Source organism: Micromonospora sp. NPDC002575 (assembly GCF_042889525.1).
Classification (GTDB): Bacteria; Actinomycetota; Actinomycetes; order Mycobacteriales; family Micromonosporaceae; genus Micromonospora; species Micromonospora carbonacea.
On sequence record NZ_JBIARA010000038.1, the window covers coordinates 1 to 23332 of the forward strand.

General features: G+C 74.6%; 11 protein-coding genes and 1 pseudogene. 11 read left to right on the forward strand and 1 reads right to left on the reverse strand.

Annotation, left to right across the window (positions count from 1 at the left end):
* Window positions 1-264 precede the first annotated feature (264 nt).
* Complete coding sequence (locus ACFYWL_RS30460; RefSeq protein WP_386980038.1) at window positions 265-1188, reverse strand: sulfite exporter TauE/SafE family protein; 924 nt, start codon at window positions 1186-1188, stop codon at window positions 265-267.
* A gap of 846 nt (window positions 1189-2034) precedes the next feature.
* On the opposite strand from ACFYWL_RS30460, the gene ACFYWL_RS30465 reads away from it, so the two are divergent.
* The 11 genes and pseudogenes from ACFYWL_RS30465 to ACFYWL_RS30515 form a co-directional block, all read left to right on the forward strand.
* Window positions 2035-9810 (forward strand): SDR family NAD(P)-dependent oxidoreductase, encoded by a 7776-nt coding sequence (locus ACFYWL_RS30465; RefSeq protein ID WP_386980041.1) that lies wholly within the window; start codon window positions 2035-2037, stop codon window positions 9808-9810.
* 52 nt (window positions 9811-9862) lie between these two features.
* Entirely contained in the window at window positions 9863-14821 is a 4959-nt protein-coding gene (locus tag ACFYWL_RS30470; protein WP_386980043.1) for a beta-ketoacyl synthase N-terminal-like domain-containing protein, read from the forward strand.
* Between the two features lie 80 nt (window positions 14822-14901).
* Window positions 14902-15207, forward strand: coding sequence for an acyl carrier protein (locus tag ACFYWL_RS30475; protein WP_074479085.1), 306 nt, complete (start codon window positions 14902-14904; stop codon window positions 15205-15207).
* A gap of 2 nt (window positions 15208-15209) precedes the next feature.
* On the forward strand, window positions 15210-16034 hold the full coding sequence (locus ACFYWL_RS30480; protein WP_386980061.1) for an alpha/beta fold hydrolase: 825 nt from the start codon (window positions 15210-15212) through the stop codon (window positions 16032-16034).
* 26 nt (window positions 16035-16060) lie between these two features.
* Window positions 16061-17023, forward strand: a complete 963-nt coding sequence (locus tag ACFYWL_RS30485) for a sulfotransferase domain-containing protein (RefSeq protein ID WP_386980047.1) — start codon at window positions 16061-16063, stop codon at window positions 17021-17023.
* 106 nt (window positions 17024-17129) lie between these two features.
* Entirely contained in the window at window positions 17130-18956 is a 1827-nt protein-coding gene (locus ACFYWL_RS30490) for a hypothetical protein (RefSeq protein ID WP_386980064.1), read from the forward strand.
* A gap of 118 nt (window positions 18957-19074) precedes the next feature.
* Entirely contained in the window at window positions 19075-20148 is a 1074-nt protein-coding gene (locus ACFYWL_RS30495) for an alpha/beta hydrolase family esterase (RefSeq protein ID WP_386980050.1), read from the forward strand.
* A gap of 85 nt (window positions 20149-20233) precedes the next feature.
* Complete coding sequence (locus ACFYWL_RS30500) at window positions 20234-21412, forward strand: ABC transporter ATP-binding protein (protein WP_386980053.1); 1179 nt, start codon at window positions 20234-20236, stop codon at window positions 21410-21412.
* Window positions 21409-22233 (forward strand): ABC transporter permease, encoded by an 825-nt coding sequence (locus tag ACFYWL_RS30505; RefSeq protein ID WP_386980056.1) that lies wholly within the window; start codon window positions 21409-21411, stop codon window positions 22231-22233. Before ACFYWL_RS30500 ends, ACFYWL_RS30505 begins: the two co-directional genes overlap by 4 nt.
* A gap of 41 nt (window positions 22234-22274) precedes the next feature.
* Window positions 22275-23195, forward strand: a complete 921-nt coding sequence (locus ACFYWL_RS30510; protein WP_386980058.1) for a 3'(2'),5'-bisphosphate nucleotidase CysQ — start codon at window positions 22275-22277, stop codon at window positions 23193-23195.
* Window positions 23192-23332: pseudogene (locus ACFYWL_RS30515) on the forward strand (sulfate adenylyltransferase small subunit); the annotation flags it as partial. The gene ACFYWL_RS30510 and the pseudogene ACFYWL_RS30515, both read left to right, overlap by 4 nt.

A 23332-nucleotide genomic window follows, 5' to 3' on the forward strand; every position in this document is an offset into this window, starting at 1 on the left:
AGGGCATCCCCGCCAACCCCCACCGGCCCCACCCCCACGCCGGGGTCGTACACACCCCCGGGGGCGGCGTGCGCGGACTCTTGTTTCCCCCCGGGGGGGGGGCGCCCCCCCCCCCCCCCGTCCGCGAGGGCGCGCGCCGCGAGCGGCGCGCGCCCTCGTCACGTTCCCGAAACGCCGGTCGCCGGCACGGGGACCCGGAAGGGACTCCCCGTGCCGGCGGCCCACGCCGGCCCGCGCGCCGGCTGCGGCAGGCCGGGCAGGCGGTCAGCTCGTCGCGGTGGCGGGCTCCCCGGGACCGTCCCCGGCGGCGACCGGCTCGACGGTCCGGTCCGCCAGATGCTGGCGTACCGACCAGGCCACCGCCGCCGCCCAGGCGGCCACGATGACCAGGTAGCTGGCGTACCGGACGCCGGTCGAGGCGTCGATCCAGTCGCTGAGCAGCAGGGTCCGCACGTTGGTGAGGATGATGACGCCGCCGACGGCGGAGCCGAGCACCCGCGGCGGCACCATCCGCACCAGCCAGGCGGCGATCGGCGCGGCGATCATGCCACCGAGCAGCAGCGCGCCCACCCAGCCGAAGTTGATGTTCTCCGAGCCGATCCCGACCAGGAAGCCGGCGCTGGCGGCGATCGCCACCAGGAACTCGGAGGTGTCGATGGAGCCGATCACCCGACGCGGCTCCATCCGCCCGCTGGCCAGGATGGCGGGGGTGCCCACCGGGCCCCAACCGCCGCCGCCGGTGGCGTCGACGAAACCGGCGACGAGGCCCAGCGGGCCGAGGAACCGCTTGCGCAGGGGCAGCCCGACCCGGTCGCGGGGCAGCCCGGAGACGGTGAACCGGACCAGCACGTACACCCCGAGGGTGAGCAGGATCAGCGACATGATCGGGGCCGCGGTCGCGGTGGAGAGGCTGGACAGGAACGTGGCGCCGGCGAATGCGCCGAGTGCGCCCGGGACGCCGACCCTGCGGACCACCGTCCAGTCGACGTTGCCGAAGCGCCAGTGGGCGGCGCCGGAGACGAGGGTGGTGCCGATCTCGGCGAGGTGAACAGTTGCGGAAGCACTCGCGGCGCTGGTGTTGATGGCGAGCAGCAGTGTTGTCGACGTCACGCCGTAGGCCATGCCGAGGCTGCCGTCTACCAGTTGCGCACCGAGTCCGACAAGGGCGAGGAGAAGGAGTTTACGCACAATTACCGCCGATCCAAAAGAAAAAGGGGGTCTGGCAGCGCCGGGCGGGGAGGGCGGTCGAGGCGGACCGCACCATCCCGGCCGGCCGGGGTCTGCGCTGGTACGGGGATTGTCGTACGCGACGGCAGCCGCCCCATTGACGGGCAACGCCGTGCTAATCATTCCGACAGATTGGGTAAAACGCTCGTTAAGCGGAGATGCGGTGCCGCCGCCCGGTCGCGGTATCGGCCCGTCCAGCCCGACCGCCGGCAAGGCCGCCGCTGAACTCGCCTCCCGAGGCCGACCGCGCTCGGCGCGATCCGCTTTGGTTACCGCAGTAATGGTGACGCGAGTCACAACAACCCGCCCACCAGGGCGTTCGCTGATCGCCCGGCGAAGCTCACCTCACTTTCGGTGAATGTCGAAGTTAATCGATGGGTAATAGCGATGACGACATTGACAGGGATCGTTGAGGTAGTCCGCAACCCCTGGCAAGACCCGTTCCACATCGTGAGACGGAAGGGGAAAAATCACCCATAGCCAGGGAATGTCCGGGGCGCGTAAAACAATTTCGTAATGAACTCGACAATCGCCGCACTGCGGCGGACGGCACCGTTCGCGCCCGCCCCCGCCCGCGCTCGCGGTCATTTTGCCTGGCCACCTCGGCGGCAAATCCCGTCACCTTAGTAGGAAATCTTCACCTCCCCGATCAGGTTGGTCAGATTTAACCGGGCCGTAACTGGGCGACGCTACGTTATGACCCAGCGCGACATTGACTGCCGCAAATTAGGGCCCGAGCGCCGGTGGTTCGGCCGGCCGGTCCAGCCCGTCGCCCCGCGATCTTCTCGCGACCGAAGTGGGAGCCTGATGAGTACTGCACCGCACACGCGCGACCTGATCATGGTTGTCAACCCTGCCGGCGCACTGGAGCCCGGCCCACGGATCACCGCCGCCGCCTGCGCCGGTGGCGGACTGGGCGTGCTCGACCTGGCCGGCGGCGACGACTGGTCGCTGCGCGCGCTGACCCAGGCCGCCTCCTGGTCCCCCGGGCCGATCGGGGTCCGGGTGCCGGCCGGCTGCCTGGCCACCCCCGACGAGGTCGACCACGCCGCGCGCGGGCGGGTCGACCTGGTGGTGGTCGCCACCGACAGCCCCTGGTCGCTGGCCGAGATCACCCCGAGGTACCGGGTGATCGTGGAGGTCACGAGCCGGGAGGAGGCCCGCGCAGCCGCGGCGGGCGGGGCGCACGGGCTGATCGCCCGAGGGCTGGAGGGCGGGGGCCGGGTCAGCGACCTCAGCTCCTTCGTCCTGCTCCAGCAGCTCGTCGCCGACGACACCGTCGACCTGCCGGTCTGGGTGGCCGGCGGGATCGGCCCGCGCACCGCCAGGGCCTGCCTCGTCGGCGGGGCCGCCGGAATCGTGCTGGACACCCAGCTCGCCCTGATGCCCGAGTCCGAGCTGCCGGCCGACGTCAAGGCCGCGATCCGGCGCATGGACGGCTCGGAGACGGTGCTGGCCGACGGGGCCCGGGGGATGCGCCGCGGCGGCCAGCACGACGTGCGGTCGGAGCTGCTGCCGATCGGTCAGGACGGCTGGCTCGCCGCCGTCTTCGCCGACCGCTGGGCCGACACCGCCAGCGCCGTGCGGGCCATGCGGGCCATCATGCTCGACGCCGCCGACGACCCCGAGGCCGGCGCGCTGCTGCTGCCCGGCGCGCCGCTGGCCGAGGCGCTCGGCGTGCGGGTGCCCGTCGCCCAGGGCCCGATGACCCGGGTCAGCGACGAGGCGGGCTTCGCCGCCGCGGTCGCCGACGGCGGCGCGCTGCCCTTCATCGCGCTCGCCCTGAACTCGGCGGACCAGTGCCGCCGGATGCTCACCGAGACCGCCGCGCGGCTCGGCGACCGGCCCTGGGGCGTCGGCGTGCTCGGCTTCGCCCCCGAGGAGCTGCGCGCCGCGCAGCTGGCGGTCATCGAGGAGATCCGCCCCGGCTTCGCGATCATCGCGGGCGGCCGGCCGCCGCAGGCCAAGGCGCTGGAGGAGCAGGGGATCAGCACCTTCCTGCACGTGCCCTCCCCCGGCCTGCTGCGGCAGTTCCTGCGCTCCGGGGCGCGGAAGTTCATCTTCGAGGGCGCCGAGTGCGGCGGGCACATCGGCCCCCGGTTCAGCTTCCCCCTGTGGGAGGCGCAGCTGCTGGTGCTGGAGGAGTACCTCGACGCCGAACCGGCCGCCGCCGCGCAGCTCCAGGTGTTCTTCGCCGGCGGCGTCCACGACGCCCGCTCGGCGGCGATGGTCGCCGCGATGGCCGCGCCGCTGGCGCGCCGGGGGGGCCGCATCGGCGTGCTCATGGGCACCGCGTACCTGTTCACCGCGGAGGCGGTGGAGCACGGCGCGGTCCAGCCGCTCTTCCAGCGTGAGGCGCTCACCGCCGAGCGGACCGCCCTGCTGGAGACCGCGCCGGGCCACGTCACGCGCTGCCTGCACACCCCGTTCGTCGACGACTTCCACGCGCTGCGCGCCCAGCTCGAACAGGCCGGCGCGGAGAACCGCGAGGTGTGGGAGCAGCTCGAACTGCTCAACGTCGGCCGGCTGCGGATCGCCAGCAAGGGCCTCAAGCGCAACGGCGAGGCCATCGAGGCGGTGGACGAGGGCGTCCAGGCCGCCGAGGGGCTGTTCATGGCCGGGCAGGTCGCCGTGCTGCGCGACGCCGCCACCACCGTGGCGGGCCTGCACGACGCCGTCAGCACCGAGGCCCGCGACCTGCACGCCGCCAGGCTCGACGCGCTGCGCGACCGGTTCGCCCCGCCCGCCGAGATCGAGGAGCGCCCCGCGCCGCTGGACATCGCCATCGTCGGGATGGCCTGCATGCTGCCCGGCTCACCCGACCTGGACAGCTTCTGGCGCACCGTGCTCACCGGCGCCGACGCGGTGACCGAGGTCCCCGCCGAGCGCTGGGACACCGACCTCTACTACGCCCCCGAGGTCGGGCCGGGCCAGACCGGCCGGATCAGCGTCTCCAAGTGGGGCGGCTTCATCCAGCCGGTGCCCTTCGACGCCATCGGCTACGGCATCCCGCCGACGGCGCTGGGCAGCATCGACCCGACCCAGCTGCTCGCCCTGGAGGTCTCGCACCGGGCGCTGATCGACGCCGGTTACCCGCACGACGCCACCGGGGTCGACCACTCCCGCACCGGCGTCGTCTTCGGCGCGGAGGCCGGCAGCGACATGGGCCACGCGCAGACCCTGCGCACCATGCTGCCGGCGTACTTCGGCGAGGTGCCCGACGAGATGCAGGACCTGCTGCCCACGGTCACCGAGGACAGCTTCCCCGGCGTGCTGGCCAACGTCATCGCCGGCCGGGTCGCCAACCGGCTCGACCTGGGCGGGCCGAACTACACCATCGACGCCGCCTGCGCCTCCTCGCTGGCCGCCATGGACGCCGCCTGCAAGGAACTGGTCAGCGGCGACAGCGACATGATGATCTGCGGCGGCGCCGACCTGCACAACGGCGTCAACGACTACCTGATGTTCACCTCGGCGCACGCGCTGTCCCCCACCGGCCGGTCGCGGCCCTTCGACAGCACCGGCGACGGCATCGCCCTCGGCGAGGGCGTGGCCTGCGTCGTCCTCAAGCGGCTGGCCGACGCCGAGCGCGACGGCGACCGGATCTACGGCGTGATCAAGGGACTCGGCGGGGCCAGCGACGGCCGCGCCCTCGGCCTGACCGCCCCCCGCCCCGACGGGCAGCGCCGGGCGCTGGACCGGGCGTACCGCCGCAGCGGCGTCTCCCCGCGCGACGTCGGTCTCGTGGAGGCGCACGGCACCGGCACCGTCGTCGGCGACCGCACCGAGCTGGAGACCCTGACCCGGATGTTCGTCGAGGCCGGCGCGGAGCCGGGCGGCTGCGCGCTCGGGTCGGTGAAGTCGCAGATCGGGCACACCAAGTGCGCCGCCGGGCTGGCCGGCGTGATCAAGGCGGCCCTGTCGCTGTACCACGGGGTCCGGCCACCGACGATCCACCTGAAGCGCCCCAACCCGGCCTGGCACCCGCAGCAGAGCCCGTTCGCCTTCTACACCGAGGCCCGCCCCTGGCCGGCCCCCGCCGAGGAGCGGATCGCCGGGGTGAGCGCGTTCGGCTTCGGCGGCACCAACTTCCACGTCGTGCTCAGCGCGCACGCCGGCGCCCCCGAGCCCCGGCACGCCCGGCGGATCTGGCCGGCGGAGCTGTTCTGCTTCCGGGGCCTCGACCGGGCCGCGGCCCACCAGTCGGTCCGGCAGCTGCTGGACGGCCTCGCCGGCGACGCCGGGCGGGACCGCCCGGCGCGCCTCGCCGAGCTGGCCGCCTCGGTGGCCGCGAAGTCCGCCGGCCGGTCCGGCCCCACCCGGGTGGCGATCGTCGCCCGGGACCTGACCGAGCTGGAGACGCTGCTGCACCGGGCGCTGGCCGGCGAGCACGACCCCGCCCGCGGCTTGGTGCAGCCGGACGAGGTCGAGCCGGTCGGGCCCGGCCAGGTCGCGTTCCTCTTCCCCGGGCAGGGCAGCCAGCGTCCCGGCGCCCTCGCGGAGATCTTCGTCGCCTTCCCGGAGCTGCGGCACTACCTCGAACTCGACCGTGACGCGGCCGAGCTGCTCTTCCCCGCCGCCGCCTTCGACCAGTCGTCGCGGCGCGAGCAGGAGGAGCGGGTCCGCGACACCCGCGTCGCCCAGCCCGTGCTCGGCATCGGCGGGCTGGCCGTCGACCACCTGCTGCGCCGCCTCGGCGTACGCCCGGACATGACCGCCGGCCACAGCTACGGCGAGCTGGTCGGGCTCTGCGTGGCCGGCGCGTTCGACGCGCCCACGCTGATGGCGCTGAGCCGGGAGCGGGCGGCGTCCATCCTGGGCGCCGCCGGCGAGGACCCGGGCACCATGGCGGCCGTCAACGCCTCCGCCGACGACGTCGCCGCTGTCCTCGCCAGCGCCGGGCTGACCAGCGAGGTCGTGTTGGCCAACCGCAACTCCCCGACGCAGGTGGTGGTCTCCGGGCCGACCGCGAAGGTGCAGTCGGCGGTGGTCGCGCTCAAGGAGGCCGGGCTGTCGGCCAAGGCCCTCTCGGTCGCCTGCGCCTTCCACAGCCCCGTGGTGGCCGGCGCGGTGGAGACCTTCGCCGAGGTGCTCGCCGCCCACCGGATCGCCGAGCCGCGCATCCCGGTCTGGTCCAACCTGACCGCCGCGCGCTACTCCGGCGACGCCGACCAGGTGCGCCACCACCTCGCCGAGCAGATCGGGGCCCCGGTCCGCTTCGTCGAGCAGGTCGAGGCGATGTACGCCGCCGGCGCCCGCCTGTTCGTCGAGGTCGGCCCCGGCCAGGTGCTCACCCGCCTGGTCAAGGCCGTGCTCGGCGACCGGCAGCACCGCGCGGTCGCCTGCGAGCGCGGGCCCGAGGAGGGGCTGCGCGGCTTCCTCATCTCGGTCGCCGAGCTCGCCTGCGCCGGCGCGCCGGTGCGCCCCGACTGGCTCTTCCACGGCCGCGTCGCCGCCGACGCGCCCGCCACCGCACCGACCCGTCGTCCGATCTGGACGGTCGACGGGCTGCTCGTCCGGGACCAGCACGGCAACTGTCTTCCCGGTGGCATGACCCCTCCCCGACGGATCAAGGAGTTGTCGATGACCCCAGCGAACGGTGCCGTCACCGGTACCCCCACCGGCACCGGCCCCGACGCCGGCGGCCAGGACATCCGTGGCGAGCTGCTCAACGAGTACCTGCGCGCCACGCGGGACATGATCGCCTCCCAGCGCGACGTGATGCTCGCCTTCCTCGGTGACCCCGGCAACGGCGGCCCGGGCGGCGGCGGCCGGCTCGTCTGGCAGCCCGCCGAGACGTACCGGGTCGAGGGCCACACGCCGGCCGCGCTGCCGCAGGCAGCGGCGGCGCCCGCCGTCGCCCCGCCGGCCGCGGCCCCCGCGCCCGCCGCCCCGCGGCCCGCGGCCCCCGCGCCCGCCGCGGCCCCCGTGCCGGCCGTGGCGCTGGCGGCCAACGGCGGGTCGGCCCTGGCCACGACCATCGCGCCGGCGCGGCCGGTGGCCCCGGCCGTCGTCCCGGTCTCGCCCGCCGTCGGGCCCATCATCCCCGCGCCCGCCCCGGCGCCGGCCGCGGCACCGGTGGCCACCGGGCCGAGCGTCACCGAGTTCCAGAACGCCATCCTCGCGGTGATCAGCGAGCGCACCGGCTACCCGGTCGACCTCATCGAACTCGACCTCGACCTCGAAGCCGACCTCTCCATCGACTCCATCAAGCGCGCCGAGGTCGCCGGCGAAGTCGCCCAACGCCTCGAACTCGCCGTCGAAGGCGACGAGTCCGAGCTGGAGGACCTCGTCAAGGCCCGCACCGTCCGCGCCATGGTCACCTGGCTCGACGAGAAGATGGGCTCGGCGCCCGCCGCCGCGCCGGTCGTCGTCCCGCCCGCCGGCACGCCGGTCGGCGTCACCACGGCCGACTTCCAGCAGGCGATCCTCAGCGTCATCAGCGAGCGCACCGGCTACCCCGTCGACCTCATCGAACTCGACCTCGACCTCGAAGCCGACCTCTCCATCGACTCCATCAAGCGCGCCGAGGTCGCCGGCGAAGTCGCCCAACGCCTCGAACTCGCCGTCGAAGGCGACGAGTCCGAGCTGGAGGACCTCGTCAAGGCCCGCACCGTCCGCGCCATGGTCACCTGGCTCGACGAGAAGATGGGCGGCAGCGTCCACCTGTCGGTGTCCACCACCGGCCCGGTCGCCGTCCCGACCGCTCCCGCCCCCGCCGCTGCCGCCGCCCCCGGAGCCTCGCTCGCCGAGTTCCAGAACGCCATCCTCGCGGTGATCAGCGAGCGCACCGGCTACCCCGTCGACCTCATCGAACTCGACCTCGACCTCGAAGCCGACCTCTCCATCGACTCCATCAAGCGCGCCGAGGTCGCCGGCGAAGTCGCCCAACGCCTCGAACTCGCCGTCGAAGGCGACGAGAGCGAGCTGGAGGACCTCGTCAAGGCCCGCACCGTCCGCGCCATGGTCACCTGGCTCGACGAGAAGCTCAACGGCGCGGTGACCGCGACCGCGACCCTCACCGCCACGGCGAGCATCGCCGCTCCGGCTGCCCCCGCCCCCGTCCAGGCCGCCCCCGCCGTGGCCCCGGCCGCGCCGGAGCCGGCCGACGCCGGGGTCGGCGTCGGGATCGCCCCGAAGCGGCTGGTGGCGCAGGAGAGCGTCCGCACCGAGCCCGTCGGCGACCCGGCCACCGTGCTCGCCGGCACCCGGTTCCTGATCACCGGGGGCGGCGCGATCGCGGCGTACCTGGCGGAGCTGCTCGGCGAGTACGGCGCGAGCGGCCAGCTCGGCGTGCTCGACAGCCAGCAGGCCGGCGAGGGCTTCGACGGGGTGCTCGTCCTCGACGGGCTCACCAACCTCGACGAGCCGCTGCTGCCCGACGTGTTCCCGCTGCTGCAGCGGGCGCTCGCGACCGGCCCGCGCTGGCTGCTGGCCGCCGGGGCCCGCGACGCCGCCGGGGCCGCCGACGGCATGCCCGGCCTGTTCCGCACCATCGCCCGCGAGTACCCGCAGCTCACCGCCCGCTTCGTCGAGGTGGACCCGGCGGCGGCGGCGGACGTGCTCGCCCGGCAGCTCCTCGACGAGGTGCTCACCAGCAGCGACGCGCCGGTGGTGTACCGCCGGGGCGACGACCGCTACGTCGCCGACCTGGTGCCGGTGGAGCTGGGCGCGCTGGCCGCCGGCGGCGCCGGCCCGGCCGGCGACGGGGTGGCCGAGGCCGCCGCGATCGGCCTGGAGCCGGACTCGGTGGTCGTCCTGATCGGCGGGGCGCGGGGCATCACCCCGTGGTTCGCCCGGACGCTCGCCTCGGCCAGCCGGTGCCGCATCGAGCTGGTCGGCCGTACCCCGCTGCCGGAGGGCCCGGAGGACCCGGCGCTGGCCGCGGCCGGCGACAAGCAGGCCCTGGTCGCGGCGCTGGCCCGGCAGGGGCTGCGCAACCCCGCCGAGATCGACCGCACCGCCCAGCGCATCCTGGCCGCCCGGGAGGTCAACGCGACCATCGCCGAGCTGACCGAGCTCGGCGGCGAGGTCCGCTACCACACCCTGGACGTCCGCGACACGGCCGCGACCCGGCATCTGCTGGCCCGCATCCACGCCGAGCACGGCCGCCTCGACGGCCTGGTGTACGCCGCCGGGATCATCGAGGACAAGCTGATCGCCGAGAAGGACCCGGCGTCGTTCACCCGGGTCTTCGACACCAAGGTCGACGGGGCGCGTGGGCTGCTGACCGCGCTGGACGAGCTGCCCGCCAAGCCGCGCTTCGTGGTCTTCTTCGGCAGCATCGCCGCCGCCTACGGCAACCGGGGGCAGTCCGACTACGCGGCGGCCAACGACGCCCTGGACACGATCGGCACCCGCTACGCGGCCCGGACCGGGGTGCGCACCGTGACCGTCCACTGGGGCCCGTGGGCGCCCGGCGTCGGCCACGGCGGCATGGTCACCGCCGAGCTGAGCCGGGAGTACGCCCGGCGCGGCATCGGCCTGATCGACCCCGAGGAGGGCGCGCTGGCCCTGCTGCGCGAGCTGGCCTGGGCCGACGCGGCGGTCACCTCGGTCGTCTACACCGCCTCGGGCTGGTGAGCGCGCCGATGTCCCGCAACGCCCCCGCCCACACCGCACGACGGAGGAACCGATGAGCAACGGCGCACCCGCGCCCGGCCAGATCGCGATCGTCGGGATGGCCGCCCTGATGCCCTCCGCCGGTGACCTGGAGAGCTACTGGCGCAACCTGATCAACGGCGTCGACGCGATCACCGACGTGCCGCCGCACCGGTGGGACGAGGAGTTCTACGACCCGGAGCAGGCGCACCGGCCGGACCGGATGTACTGCAAGCGCGGCGGCTTCGTCGACGAGTTCGCCACGTTCGAGCCGCTGCGGTTCGGGGTGATGCCCGCCTCCATCGGCGACATCGAGCCGGACCAGCTGATCACGCTGGAGGTGGCCGCCGCCGCGATCGACGACGCGGGCGGCGCCGACAAGCTGCCCGACGGCGAGCGCGTCGGCGTCATCCTCGGCCGGGGCGGCATCCTCAGCCCCGCCCAGGCCCGCTACGCCCAGCGGGTGCGGATGTCGAGCCAGGTCATCGGGATCCTGCGGGAGCTGATCCCGGACGTCGACCCGGCCCGGCTGGAGCTGCTGCGCAAGAAGTTCGACGAGCGGCTCGGCCCGTACCAGCCGGAGGGGACCATCGGCCTGGTGCCGAACCTGGCCGCCTCCCGGGTGGCCAACCGGCTCAACCTGCGCGGCCCCGCGTACACCATCGACGCGGCCTGCGCCTCCTCGCTGATCGCCGTGGACCAGGGCATCACGGAGCTGCAGAACGGCCGGCTCGACGCGGTGCTCGCCGGCGGCGTGCACCACGTGCACGACATCAGCTTCTGGTCGGTGTTCAACCAGCTCCGGGCGTTGTCGCGGCAGGGCGAGATCCGGCCGTTCGACGCCGCCGCCGACGGGCTGCTGATCGGCGAGGGCACCGGCGTGGTGGTGCTCAAGCGGTACGCCGACGCGGTCCGCGACGGCGACCGCATCTATGCGGTGATCCGGGGCAGCGGGGTCTCCAGCGACGGCAAGTCCGCCAGCATGTTCAACCCGGCGGTGTCTGGGCAGGTGCTGGCCATCAAGCGGGCCTGGGAGGCCGCCGGGCTCGACCCGACCGCCCCGGACGCGCTGGGGCTGCTGGAGGCGCACGGCACCGGCACCCCGACCGGGGACGCCGCCGAGCTGACCACCGTGGCCCAGGTCTTCGGCCCGTACACCGGCGGCCCCCGCCCGGTGATCGGGTCGGTCAAGTCGATGATCGGGCACACCATGCCGGCCGCCGGCGTCGCCGGCCTGATCAAGGCCGCGATGGCGGTGTACCGGGGCGTGCTGCCGCCCACCCTGCACTGCGAGTCCCCGCGGGCGGAGATGGCGGCGACCCGGTTCGCCCCGATCTCCACCGCGCAGCCGTGGGAGAGCGACGGGCCGCGCCGGGCCGGGATCAACGCGTTCGGCTTCGGCGGGATCAACGCCCACCTGGTCATCGAGCAGGCGCCCGCGTCGGCCGGCGAGCCGCTGGTCGGGATCGCCGCGCCGGCCGCCGGTGCCGGGACGGTCACCGTCGACGAGGCCGACCAGGTGTTGTGGCTGGCCGCGTCGAGCCCGGCCGGGCTCGCCGAGCTGCTGGACCGCGACGACGAGACGGTACGCCGCCTCGGCGCGGACCTGGCCGCGCGCTCGGGCGGCGACGCGCCGGGGCGGGCCCGCCTCGGCATCGTCAACCCCACCGACAAGCTGCTCGCCGTGGCCCGCAAGACGGTGGCCCGGGGGCAGGCGTGGCGGGGCGGGCGGGACATCTGGTTCAGCCCGCAGCCGCTGCTGGCCGACGGGGCGGGCAAGCTCGCGTTCGTCTTCCCCGGCCTGGAGGCGGAGTTCTCGCCGCGCACCACCGACCTGGCCGCCCACTTCGGGCTGCCCGACCGGGAGTGGTCCGCCGCCGACCTGGGCCGGCACGGCGCCGGCCTGATCGAGGTCGGCAAGCTGTTCAACGAGGCGCTGGAACGCATCAACGTGCGTCCGGACGCCGTTTCCGGGCACAGCATCGGCGAGTGGACCGCCGCCGCCGTCAGCGGCCAGATCAGCACCGCCGCGATGGACGAGTTCCTGGAGCTGTTCAACGCCGACTCGGTGGAGGTCTCCGGATACGTCTTCGCCGCCGTCGGCGCGGGCGCCGACCGGGTCACCCCGCTGCTCGGTGACTTCCCCGGGGTGGTGCTCTCGCACGACAACGCACCGGCCCAGTCGGTGGTGAACGGGCCGGAGACCCAGGTGGACCGCCTGGTGGAGGCGCTGCGGGGGCGCAACATCCTGTGCCAGAAGCTGCCGTTCCGCTCCGCGTTCCACACCCCCGCGTTCGCCGAGGGGCTCACCTCGATCGGCGCGGCGCTGGGCCGGTGGGAGGTGCACCCGACCCGGATGCCGGTGTGGTCGGCGACCCTGCACGCGCCGTTCCCCGCCGACGAGGACCAGGTCAACCACATCTTCGTCCGGCACATGATGGAGCCGGTCTGGTTCCGGCAGACCATCGAGGCCATGTACGCCGACGGGTTCCGCGTCTTCCTCCAGGTCGGCGCGGGGCAGCTCGCCTCGCTGGTCGGCGACAACCTGCGCGGGCGCGACCACCTCGCCATGCCGGTGAACACGGCGCACCGCACGGGGCTGAACCAGCTCCGCCGGGTCGCCACCGCGCTGTGGGTGGAGGGGGCCGCCCCGGACCTGCGGGCCCTGACGACCCCGGCGCGTACCGCGCCGGCCGTCGCGGCGCGCACCGCGCCGGCGAATCCCACCAGCAGCACCGGTCGGCGTGGGCCCCGGATGAAGCTCGACCTCGGCGGTCCCCTGGTCCGCCTCGGCGCGGACGCGGCCGGCCTGCTCGGGCTGGACGCCATGCCGGCCGCCACCGCCGCGCCGACGCCGGTGCGGTCCGCCGGCAACGGGGCGTCCGCCGCCCGGCCGGTGGTGGGCAACGGCACCCCGGCCGGCCCCCGCCCGGCCGCCGGCAACGGCACCCCGGCCACCCCGGCCGCCGTGCCGGCCCGGGCCGCCGGCAACGGCACGCCGGCCGCGCCAGCGGCCCCCGTCGCCCGCCCGGCCACGGGCCACGGCGCGCCGGTGGCCACGCCGGCCCGCGCCGCCGCACCGGCGACGCCGCCGGCCGTGCCCCAGGGCACCGTCGCGCAGCAGGCCGGCGCGGCGCTGTCCAGGGAGGCCAGCGCCGCGATGACCGCGGTGAACCGGCTCGCCGGGCAGTCCAGCGCGGCGGCCGAGTTCGCGGCCCTGCTCCAGGACACCGCGCAGAGCGCGGCCAGCGTGCTGGACGCCACCGGCGGCACCCTGGCCCCGGCCCGCCCGGCGACGCCCGCCGGCCCGGTCCGGTCCCAGCCGCCGCGACCCGCCGTCGCGCCGGCGGTGTCCCGCACGCCCGCCGCCACGGCCCCGGCCACGGTCGTGCGCCCCGGCGTCAATCCCGGCGAGATCGGCCGGATCACCCTGCGGGTCTCCCTGGAGACCATGCCGTACCTGCTGGACCACTGCTTCTTCGTGCAGCCGGACGACTGGCCGAACCCGGAGGACCGGTGGCCGGTGGTGCCGGCGACGGCGCTGGTCGCGCACATGATGGACGCGGTGGAGCAGCTGGTGCCCGGCACCCGGGTGGTCCAGGTGCACGACGCCAAGTTCAACAAGTGGCTGATCGCCGAGCCGGCCACGGACGTCGAGATCGTGGTGAAGACCGCCGGGCCGAACCTCTACTCGGTCGTCTTCGCCGGCTACGCCCGGGCCACGATCGAGGTCGGCGCCGCGTATCCGGCCCCGCCGGAGGTCTGGACGCACGACCCGGCCACCGAGCGCCCGCCCACCCTCGGCGCCGCCGAGATGTACGCGGAGCGCCTGATGTTCCACGGCCCGCAGTTCCAGGGCGTGACCGAGGTGCACGCGCTCGGCGACATGCACGTGCGGGGCATCGTCACCGCCCCGGTGCCGCCCGGCGCCCTGCTGGACAACGCGTTGCAGCTCATCGGCAACTGGCTGATCACCACGCAGCCGTTCCGGACGGTGGCCCTGCCGGTGGGGCTGGGCCGGGTGCGGTTCTTCGGGCCGCCCCCGCCGGCCGGCCGGGCGTTCGTCTGCGTCGCCCGGGTGCAGACCATCGACGACGGCAAGCTCGTCGCCGACACCCAGCTCAGCTACCAGGGGCGGGTGTGGGCGCAGATCGAGGGGGCGGTCGACCGGCGGTTCGACAGCCACCCGCAGGCCCGCGTCGCGGAGCGCTTCCCCGAGCGGTACCCGATGTCGCACTTCCAGCCGGAGGGCTGGACGATGGCCTTCGACTGCTGGACCGACCTGGTCACCCTGGGCATGGCGGCCCGGGGCATCCTCGGCGGCGCGGCCAACGCCGAATACGAGCGGCAGCCGGCCAAGACCCGCAAGCAGTGGCTGCTCGGCCGGATCGCGGCCAAGGACGCGGTGCGCTCCCGGCTGTGGGAGCAGGGCCACACCGACATCTACCCGATCGAGCTGACCGTCGGCAACGACCCCGACGGGCGGCCGTGGGTGCGCGGTCGGCCCGGCCGCGGCCTCGACGACTGCGACGTCTCGCTCGCGCACTGCGGCGACATCGGGGTGGCGATGGCCCGGTTGCGTCCCGCCGGGTCGCCGGCCGCGACGCCGGGCGTCGGCATCGACGTCGCCGAGGTCACCGACCACCCGGACAGCACGTTCGGCTTCGCCCTCACCAACGGCGAGGCGGCGCTGCTGGCGTCGCTGGCCGGCGGGGACGCCGCCGCGCGCCGGCTGTGGTTCACCCGGTTCTGGGCGGCGAAGGAGGCCGTCGGCAAGGCGGAGGGCACGGGGCTGGACGGCAAGCCGCGCCTGTTCCAGGTGCGGGAGGCCGCCGACGCCGTGCTGACCGTCGAGGTCGCCGGGCGCGCCTACCGGGTCGGCTACCGGGAGGTCGACAACCCCGAGGACCTGCCGCCCCGGCGCTACGTCGTCGCCTGGACCTGGGGCCCGGAGCCGGCCCCCGCCACCCCGCCCGGGGTGTCCCGACCGTGAACGACAGATTGGGCCGGCCGACCGGCCGGCCCACCCCGACAGCAGGTCACCCCACCGGAACAGCAGAAGGAGCACGCATCATGGCCGCGGCCCAGGACAGCATCCTCGCCGACCTCACCGAGATGATCAACGCCGTACTGGGCGACTTCGCGACCGACCAGGTCATCACCATGGACACCACGTTCCGCGACGACCTGGGCATGGAGAGCATCGACGTCGTCTCGCTCGCCGGCCGGCTCCAGGCCCGCTACGGCGACACCGTCAACTTCGCCCACTTCGTGGCGAAGCTGGACCTGGAGACGGTGGGCGAGCTGCGGGTCGGCCAGCTCGTCGAGCACATCGCCACCTCCCTGGAGGGCGACGGGGTCACGGCGGGCAGCCGGTGACGATGGTACGGGCGAACGGGATCGAGCTGCACGTGCAGCGGCTCGATCCCGCCGGTCCGGCCCCGGCGGGCCGGACCGGGCCGACGCCGACGGCGGTGCTGATCCACGGCATGGCCTCGGACACCATGGCGAGCTGGTACTTCACCATGGCCGAGCCACTGACCCGGGCCGGCTTCCCGACCGTCCTGTACGACCTGCGCGGCCACGGCCGCAGCGACCGCCCGGCCACCGGGTACGCCCTCGACGACTTCGTCGACGACCTGGCGGCGCTGCTGGTCGAGCTGGACGTCACGGGCCCGCTGCTGCTGTTGGGCAACTCGTTCGGCGGGACGATCGCCTTCGGCTACGCCGCGCGCCACCCGGACCGGGTGGCCGGCATCGTGGCCGTGGAGTCGTCCCCGCCGACGCCGGAGTGGATGGGCCGGGTGCGGATGCGGCTGGAGCGGGTCGCCGCCCGGCTGCCCCGCGAGGGGGCGCTGGCCGAGATCGGCGCGGCCCGGGGGCGCATCGCCGCCCGCCGGGCCGCCGACACCGGCCGGATGCTCGCCGAGACCACCATGGCGGCGGAGCTGCCGGCCAGCCGGCTGCCGGCGCGCGACGCGCTCGCCGCGATCGCCTGCCCGGTGCTGTGCCTCTACGGCGGCGACTCGGCGGTGGGCGAGCTGGCCCCGGCCGTATGCGGGCTGCTGCCGCAGACCCGGGTCGTCGTCCTGCCCGACCAGAAGCACTCCGTCCTGATCGACCGGCCCGACTCGGTGCGCCGGCACGTCCTCGCCTGGCTGGGCGAGGAGTGCGGGCTCGACGTGGCCCCACCCGTCACCACATGACAGCGCGACTTCCAGGAGGAATCCCGATGGACACCCCGATCACGGGTCGGTCGATCATCATCAGCAACGGACGCTGCGGCTCGACGCTGCTGTCCGACCTGATCCACGAGGAGCCCGGCACGCTGTCGGCCCAGGAGTTCTTCATGTCGGTGACGCCATGGGCGCGCAGCGCCGAGGTGATCACCGGCGCGGAGTACTGGTCGGTGCTGGCCAGCCCCAAGCCGGAGCTGACCACGCTGTTCCGGATCGGGTTGCCGCCCAAGGAGGTCCGGTACCCGGCCACGGGCCGCTGGGCCGGCCGGATGACGGAGCTGCCCCGGATCCTGGCGATCACCCTGTCGAAGCTCACCGACGACCCGGACACGCTGTTCGACCAGCTCGCCGAGCGGGTCCCGAGCTTCGGCGCCCAGTCGGTGGCCCGCCACCACAGCGACTTCCTGGACCTGCTGGCCACCCTCACCGGCAAGCAGCGCTGGGTGGAACGCTCCGGCGGCTCCAGCCACCTGGCCCCGCACCTGCTCAAGGGGTTCCCGGACTGCAAGATCGTCTACCTGACCCGCAACCGCGAGGACACGGCGAAGTCGATGAGCCGGCACTCGTCGTTCCAGCTCATCCAGCTCCGGGTGGAGTTCCTGGGCCGCTGCGGCCTGGACCCGTTCCGGATCACCGACGCCGACGACGTGCCGGCGGACCTCCAGCCGTTCCTGCCGCACCGGCTGACCGCCGAGGCGCTGCGCGAGCGCGGCGAGGACATGCGCCGCTACCTCGGGCTGTGCGCGTTCATGACCAGCCAGGCCGACCAGGCGCTGGCCGACGTGCCGCCGGAGCACCTGCTGCGGATGCGCTACGAGGACCTGGTCGCCGACCCGGTCGGCGAGCTGACGCAGCTCGGCGAGTACCTGGAGTTCCCCGAGGCCGCGCAGTGGGCGGAGCAGGTCGCCGGACGGGTCGTCGCCCCGGCCCGCAAGCCCGAGCCCGCCGCCGCCTGAACCGCCCTTCCCCCACACCGCACCCCGTTCTCCTGCGCGCCGCGGCCCGGACCACCGGGCCCGGCCGCCGGTGTCCCACCCTTTTTGCTGGAAAGAGAGGCAGTTGGTGAATCCACTCCGGATCTCCGCTCGGCGGCTGTTAGCCGCCGTTGCCGTGCTCGGGCTCGGGCCCGCGCTGGCGGTCCCCGCGGCGGCGCTCGGCGCGCCGCTCGACGCCGCCGGGGCGGCCGGCGGCCAACCGCCGACCACGCAGCTCCTCGCGAAGGCCCCGCCGGACGAGTGCTTCGCCGGGATCGGGCAGCCGTACCCGGCGGGCCCGCCCTGCGAGACGGGGCAGGCGAAGGTCAACCAGGCGTACCTGTGGGGGATGACCCGCGCCGGCCGGACGCTGTTCTTCGGCACCGGAGCGAACGTCAACTGCCTGACCAGCGGCCGGACGCTGGAGAACACCGTGCCCACGCAGAACGCCGACTGGGTCTGCGAGTACGGCGAGAGCCAGGTCGCCAAGCGCAACCCCCAGTTGCCGATCAAGCTGGGCGACCACCGCATCCCGCGGCTGTACACCTACGACACCAGGTCGAACCAGCTCACCGAGAAGACCGACGTGGTGAAGGCCGCCTCGCCCGACGACGCGACCCGGCTGCAGAACACCGTCGGCATCCGGGCCGCCGGCAACTACGGCGGCGTGGCCCTGCTGGGCGGCCCGGCGCTGGGCGAGAGCATCAACCTGTTCGCCTTCGACACCGACACCGGGGCCTTCCTGGGCTCGCACAACTTCACCGCGTACGGCAACATCCGGCACTTCACCGTCGCCGACGGCGCGCTCTACGCCGGCGTGGGCGTGGGCAACAACGGCGGCAACCGCGGCCACGTGCTGCGCTGGATGGGCAGCAAGACCGACCCGTTCAACTTCGTCCAGGTGGCGACCCTGCCGGCGCAGGCCGCCGACCTGACCGTCCACGAGGGCCGGATCTTCGTCACCACCTGGCCGGGGGCGACCGAGGAGTTCGGCGAGGAGGCGGCGGAGCCGACGCCGCCGCCGGCGAGCATCGCCTCGGTGTGGATGAGCCCGAAGCTCTCCGACGGCGACCCGGGGCTCACCCCGGCCGACGACGCCGCCTGGCAGCAGGTGTGGAACGTGTCCAGCTACGAGCCGGACCCCGTGGTCGCCTACAGCTACGGCCTGGGCGGCCTGGCCTCCTACGGCGGCTACCTGTACTGGGGCACGATGCACGTGCCGATGAAGGCCACCAGCCTGCACCTGAGCATCTACCCGCCGGTGGACGAGGCCGGGGTCACCGCGACGGCCCAGAACACCCAGCGGGCGATCAGCGTCTACCGGGGCAAGGGCTTCGGCTCCTCGAAGCAGAAGGTGGACCTGCTCTACGGCGCGACCGAGCTGCCCGCGTTCGACCCGGAGGCCAACGGCGGGGTCGGGGCGTGGACGACGAAGTCGACCAACTACACCCCGAAGTACGGCTCCGCCGGCTTCGGCAACCCGTACAACAACTACACCTGGAAGATGGCGGTGACCGGCGGGAAGCTCTACGTCGGCACCATGGACTGGAGCTACCTGGCCAAGGAGCTCGGCCAGCAGACGGCCGTCCAGCTCGGCCTGTCGCCGCAGATGGGAGACGTGCTGGCCAAGGCACCGGCCGTGGCGGCGGCGCCGGCCGGCGCGCGGGCCACCGCCGAGATCCCCGAGGCGGTGTACGGCGGCGACCTGTACGCGTTCTCCTCGACCCGCAAGGCGGCGACGACGATCAGCGACACCGGGGTGGGCAACTACCTCAACTACGGGGTGCGCAACATGGTCGTCGACGGCCCGAACCTCTACCTGGGCATGGCGAACCCGATGAACCTGCGTACCGACCCGAACGACGACGTACCCGAGGGCGGTTGGGAGCTGATCAAGCTCAAGGCCGGCCGCTGATGTCCGTGCCGCCGGCCCGGCGTCCCCTCCTGCGCCGGGCCGGCGGCCGGCAGCCCTTGCCGAACCCTGGCCCGTTCCTGACATTCCTCGAACATTCGCGGGCGAAAGTGTTCATATGATGACTTTTTCCGATTTTCGCCCTAGCGCGGGGACGCCCGGCGGTCGGTCACGCCGGCCGTCGCCCTCCCCCGTCGCCACCCGGCTCGCCGGGGCGCTCGCGCTCCTCGTCGGACTGACCCTGCTCGCCGGCTGCACCCGGGGCGGCGGCGGGGCCGGCGACGACGGGCCGGGGACCGGCCGGGCCTCCGACGGGGCGTCGGCGGCGGACGTGCCCGTCGGCTCCTCCGAGCGCACCCTGACCGTCGACGGGCGCGACCGCACCTACCGGCTCTACCGGCCCGCCTCGGCGAAGCTGACCGACCCGGTCCCGCTCGTGGTCATGCTGCACGGCGCGGCCGGCACCGGCGAACAGGCCGAGGAGGCGTACGGCTGGACGGAGGAGGCCGACCGCAACGGCTTCGTGGCCGTCTTCCCCGACGGCATCAACCGCGCCTGGGCGGTCGGGCGCGAGTGCTGCGGCGCGCCGGCCCGCGAGGGCGTCGACGACGTCAAGTTCATCACGGAGCTGGTCCGCGCCGTCGGCGAGACGGTCCCGGTCGACCCCGCCCGCACGTACGTCTCCGGGATCTCCAACGGCGGCCTGCTGGCGTTCCGGCTGGTCTGCGACACCACGATCTTCGCCGCCGTCGGCGCGGTGGCGACCACGCTCACCGGGCAGTGCGCCGACCCGAAGCCGGTGTCGGTGCTGCACATCCAGGGCAAGCTCGACAAGACCATGCCCTACGGCGGCGGCCCCGGCCGGCGCGACAACGGCGGCACCGGCCGCAACCCGGTCAAGATCGACGGACCGCCCGCCCCCGAGCTGGCCGCCCGGTGGCGCGCCGTCGACGACTGCGGCGAGCCGAAGGAAACCACCGACGGCCCGGTCGTGCGCACCGCCGCGACCTGCCCCGAGGGGCGCGGCGTCGAGCTGATCACCATCACCGACGCCGGCCACCAGTGGCCCGGCGGCAAGCCCAACCCGCCCCGCGCGCAGCGGCTGCTCAACCTCGACCCGCCCTCCACCGCGCTGAACGCCACCGAGACGATCTGGCAGTTCTTCAGCGCCCACCCCAAGCCCGCCGGCGGCTGACCGCCGCCTGACGCCGTCCGCCGCCGGCAACCCCACCCGCCGGCGGCGGACGGCGGCACCCCCGCACCCCCAGACAGGAGAGCAGATGCCCAGCAGAGACGGGCCGGCCGTGGTCGAGGTCGCCGACCTCGTCAAGCGCTACCCCCGCAGCGACACCAACGCCGTGGACGGGCTGTCGTTCACCGTCGCGCCGGGCGAGATCTTCGGACTGTTCGGGCCCAACGGCGCCGGCAAGTCCACCACCGTCGGCATCCTCACCACCCGGCTGCGGGCCACCGGCGGCCGGGTGACGGTCGGCGGCGTCGACGTCGGGCGCGACCCCGCGTCCGCCCGCGCCCAACTGGCCGTGGTGCCCCAGCACAACAACCTGGACCGCGCCCTGACCCCCCGGCAGAACCTGGTCTACCACGCGACCTACCACGGGCTGCCCCGGCGGGAGGCCGAGACGCGGGCCGAGGAGCTGCTGGAACGCTTCGGCCTCACCGAGCGGGCCGACCGGCGCATCGAGGCGTACTCCGGTGGGATGGCCCAGCGGCTGATGATCGCCCGGGCGCTCACCCACGACCCGATGGTGCTCTTCCTCGACGAGCCGACCAATGCCCTCGACCCGCAGACCCGGCTGCTGATCTGGGGCCAGATCCGCCAGCTACGCGAGCGCGGCGTCGCGATCGTGCTCACCACCCACGCGATGAACGAGGCGGCCCGGATCGTCGACCGGGTCGGCATCGTCGACCACGGCCGGCTGCTCACCCTCGACACCCCGGACAACCTGGTCCGGGGCCTGGCCGGCGACGCGCTGCTCGACCTCACGCTCACCCCGGCCCCCGCCGACGACCCGGAGGCGCTGTGCGCCGCGCTGGGCGAGCTGGACGGCGTACGCAAGGCGGAGCGGCTCGCGTCGCCCACCGTGCCGGCCGGTCTGCGGGGCGGCGCGGGGCTGCCCGGCGGAGCCGGCGGCGGCGCGGCGCTGGCCGCGCTGGCCGCCCGGGCCGGCGGCGGGGCACGGGGCGGTGGCGGCGGCCTGGCCGCCCTGGCCGGCGCGGGCCTGCTCGGTCGCGGCGGCGCGGCGGGCCGCAACGGCGGGGGCCTGGCCGGCCGCGGCCGGCTGCGCGTTCGCCTGCACCTGGCCACCGACCCCGCCGCGCTGCTCGGCGCGGCGGTCACCGTGCTCACCGCGCGCTCGGCGGCGCTCAACGCCATCGACATCGGCGAACCGAGCCTGGAGGACGTGTTCATCGAACTGACCGGAAGGGAACCACGGTGACCGCTGTAGACACGCCGACCCCGCTGCGACCGGCGGTCACCCCGCGCGCCCGGCCCGGCGCCGGCCGGGTGTTCGCCGCCGTGCTGCGCCGCGACCTCATGGTCACCGGCCGGGAGCTGTGGGTCATCCTGGTGCAGGTCGGGCTGACGCCGCTGTTCATGCTCTTCGTGTTCGACACGATCCTCGGCGGGCAGGGCATCGTCGGGCGCAACTTCGCCGACCTCTTCCTGCCCGGCATCATCGCGCTGGCCGCCCTCACCACCGCGTTGCAGAGCGTGGCCCTGCCGCTGGTGAAGGAGTTCGGCTTCACCATGGAGATCGAGGACCGGCTGATGGCCCCGCTGCCCACCAGCCTCGTCGCGATCGGCAAGCTGGTCATCGCCACCGTCCGGGGGCTGCTCGCCGCCCTGCTGATCTATCCGCTCGGCGCGCTGGTGGTCGGCTCCGCGCCGTGGCGTCCGGCGGGCCTGCCCCTGGCGTTCGTGGTGGCGCTGCTCGGCGCGTGGATCGGCGGGGCCATCGGGATGAGCCTGGCCACCACCCTGCCGGTGCAGCGGATCAACGTCACCTTCTCGGTGATCCTCACCCCGATCATCTGGACCGGGTGCATCCACTACCCCTGGCCGAGGCTGTCGCTGCCCTGGTACCAGGTGGTCACCGCGCTCAACCCGATGACGTACGTCGCGGAGGGGGTGCGCGGCGCGCTGCTGCCCGAGGTGCCGCACATCCCGGCGTGGGTGTGCCTGAGCGTGCTCACCGGGGTGGCCGTGGCGCTGACCTGGCTCAGCGTCCGCTGCTTCAGTCGCCGGGCGGTCCAGTGAACCGCCCGGGCGTTTCCCACCGGCCCCTGCGAGGAGCTGCCATGCCGACCCTTACCCCTCCGGAATCCGACGCGGGCCTCGCCCGTCGGCTCGCGGCCCACGCCGGCGAGCTGCTGCTGCGGGTACGCTCCGCGCACGGCCACGGCGACCCGGCCGCGCTGAAGGCCGCCGGTGACCGGGCCTCCCACGACCTTCTGCGCGCCGAGCTGGCGGCCCACCGACCGGACGACGCGGTCCTGTCCGAGGAGGACAAGGACTCCCGCGCGGTCGGGCGCGCCGACGCCGGCGGCCGGCTCGCCGCCGACCGGGTGTGGATCATCGACCCGCTGGACGGGACCCGGGAGTTCTCCGAGGAGGGCCGCTCGGACTGGGCGGTGCACGTGGCGCTGTGGGCGCGCGGCGCGTCGACGCCGCACCGCCTGGTGGCGGGGGCCGTGGGCCTGCCCGCGCAGGGACGGGTGCTGACCACCGACGACCCGCCGACGCCGCCGGCCCCCTCCGCGGGCACCGGCGCGCCGCTGCGGCTGGCGGCCAGCCGCAGCCGTCCCCCGGCCTTCCTGGCGGACCTGGCCGCCGAGATCGGCGCCGAGCTGGTGCCGATGGGCTCGGCGGGGGCGAAGATCGCCGCTGTGCTGACCGGTGAGGTCGACGCGTACGTCCACGCGGGCGGCCAGTACGAGTGGGACTCGGCCGCCCCGGTGGCCGTGGCCACCGCCGCCGGCTTCCACGCCTCGCGCGTCGACGGCTCCCCGCTGGCCTACAACCAGGCCGACCCGCGCCTGCCCGACCTGCTGGTGTGCCGTCAGGAACTCGCCGCGCCGCTGCTCGCCGCCCTCACGCGGCAGCTCTCCGGCGCGGCGGCCCCCGGCGGCTCCGGCGTCCCCTCGACCGGAGGCGTCCCCTCGACCGGAGGCGTCCCCTCGACCGGAGGCGTCCCCTCGACCGGAAAGGACACGCGATGAGCAGCGGATCGGCTGCGTACCAGGTCTCCCAGCTCGACGAGTTGGAGGCGGAGAGCATCTTCGTGATGCGTGAGGTGGTTGCGGAGATGGAGCGGCCGGTGCTGCTCTTCTCGGGTGGTAAGGATTCGATCGTGATG

Coding starts and splice junctions, on each gene's coding strand:
- ACFYWL_RS30470 (WP_386980043.1), top strand. CDS start 9,863: ATGAGCAACGGCGCACCCGCGCCCGGCCAGATCGCGATCGTCGGGATG.
- ACFYWL_RS30465 (WP_386980041.1), top strand. CDS start 2,035: ATGAGTACTGCACCGCACACGCGCGACCTGATCATGGTTGTCAACCCT.
- ACFYWL_RS30510 (WP_386980058.1), top strand. CDS start 22,275: ATGCCGACCCTTACCCCTCCGGAATCCGACGCGGGCCTCGCCCGTCGG.
- ACFYWL_RS30495 (WP_386980050.1), top strand. CDS start 19,075: ATGACTTTTTCCGATTTTCGCCCTAGCGCGGGGACGCCCGGCGGTCGG.
- ACFYWL_RS30480 (WP_386980061.1), top strand. CDS start 15,210: ATGGTACGGGCGAACGGGATCGAGCTGCACGTGCAGCGGCTCGATCCC.
- ACFYWL_RS30485 (WP_386980047.1), top strand. CDS start 16,061: ATGGACACCCCGATCACGGGTCGGTCGATCATCATCAGCAACGGACGC.
- ACFYWL_RS30500 (WP_386980053.1), top strand. CDS start 20,234: ATGCCCAGCAGAGACGGGCCGGCCGTGGTCGAGGTCGCCGACCTCGTC.
- ACFYWL_RS30475 (WP_074479085.1), top strand. CDS start 14,902: ATGGCCGCGGCCCAGGACAGCATCCTCGCCGACCTCACCGAGATGATC.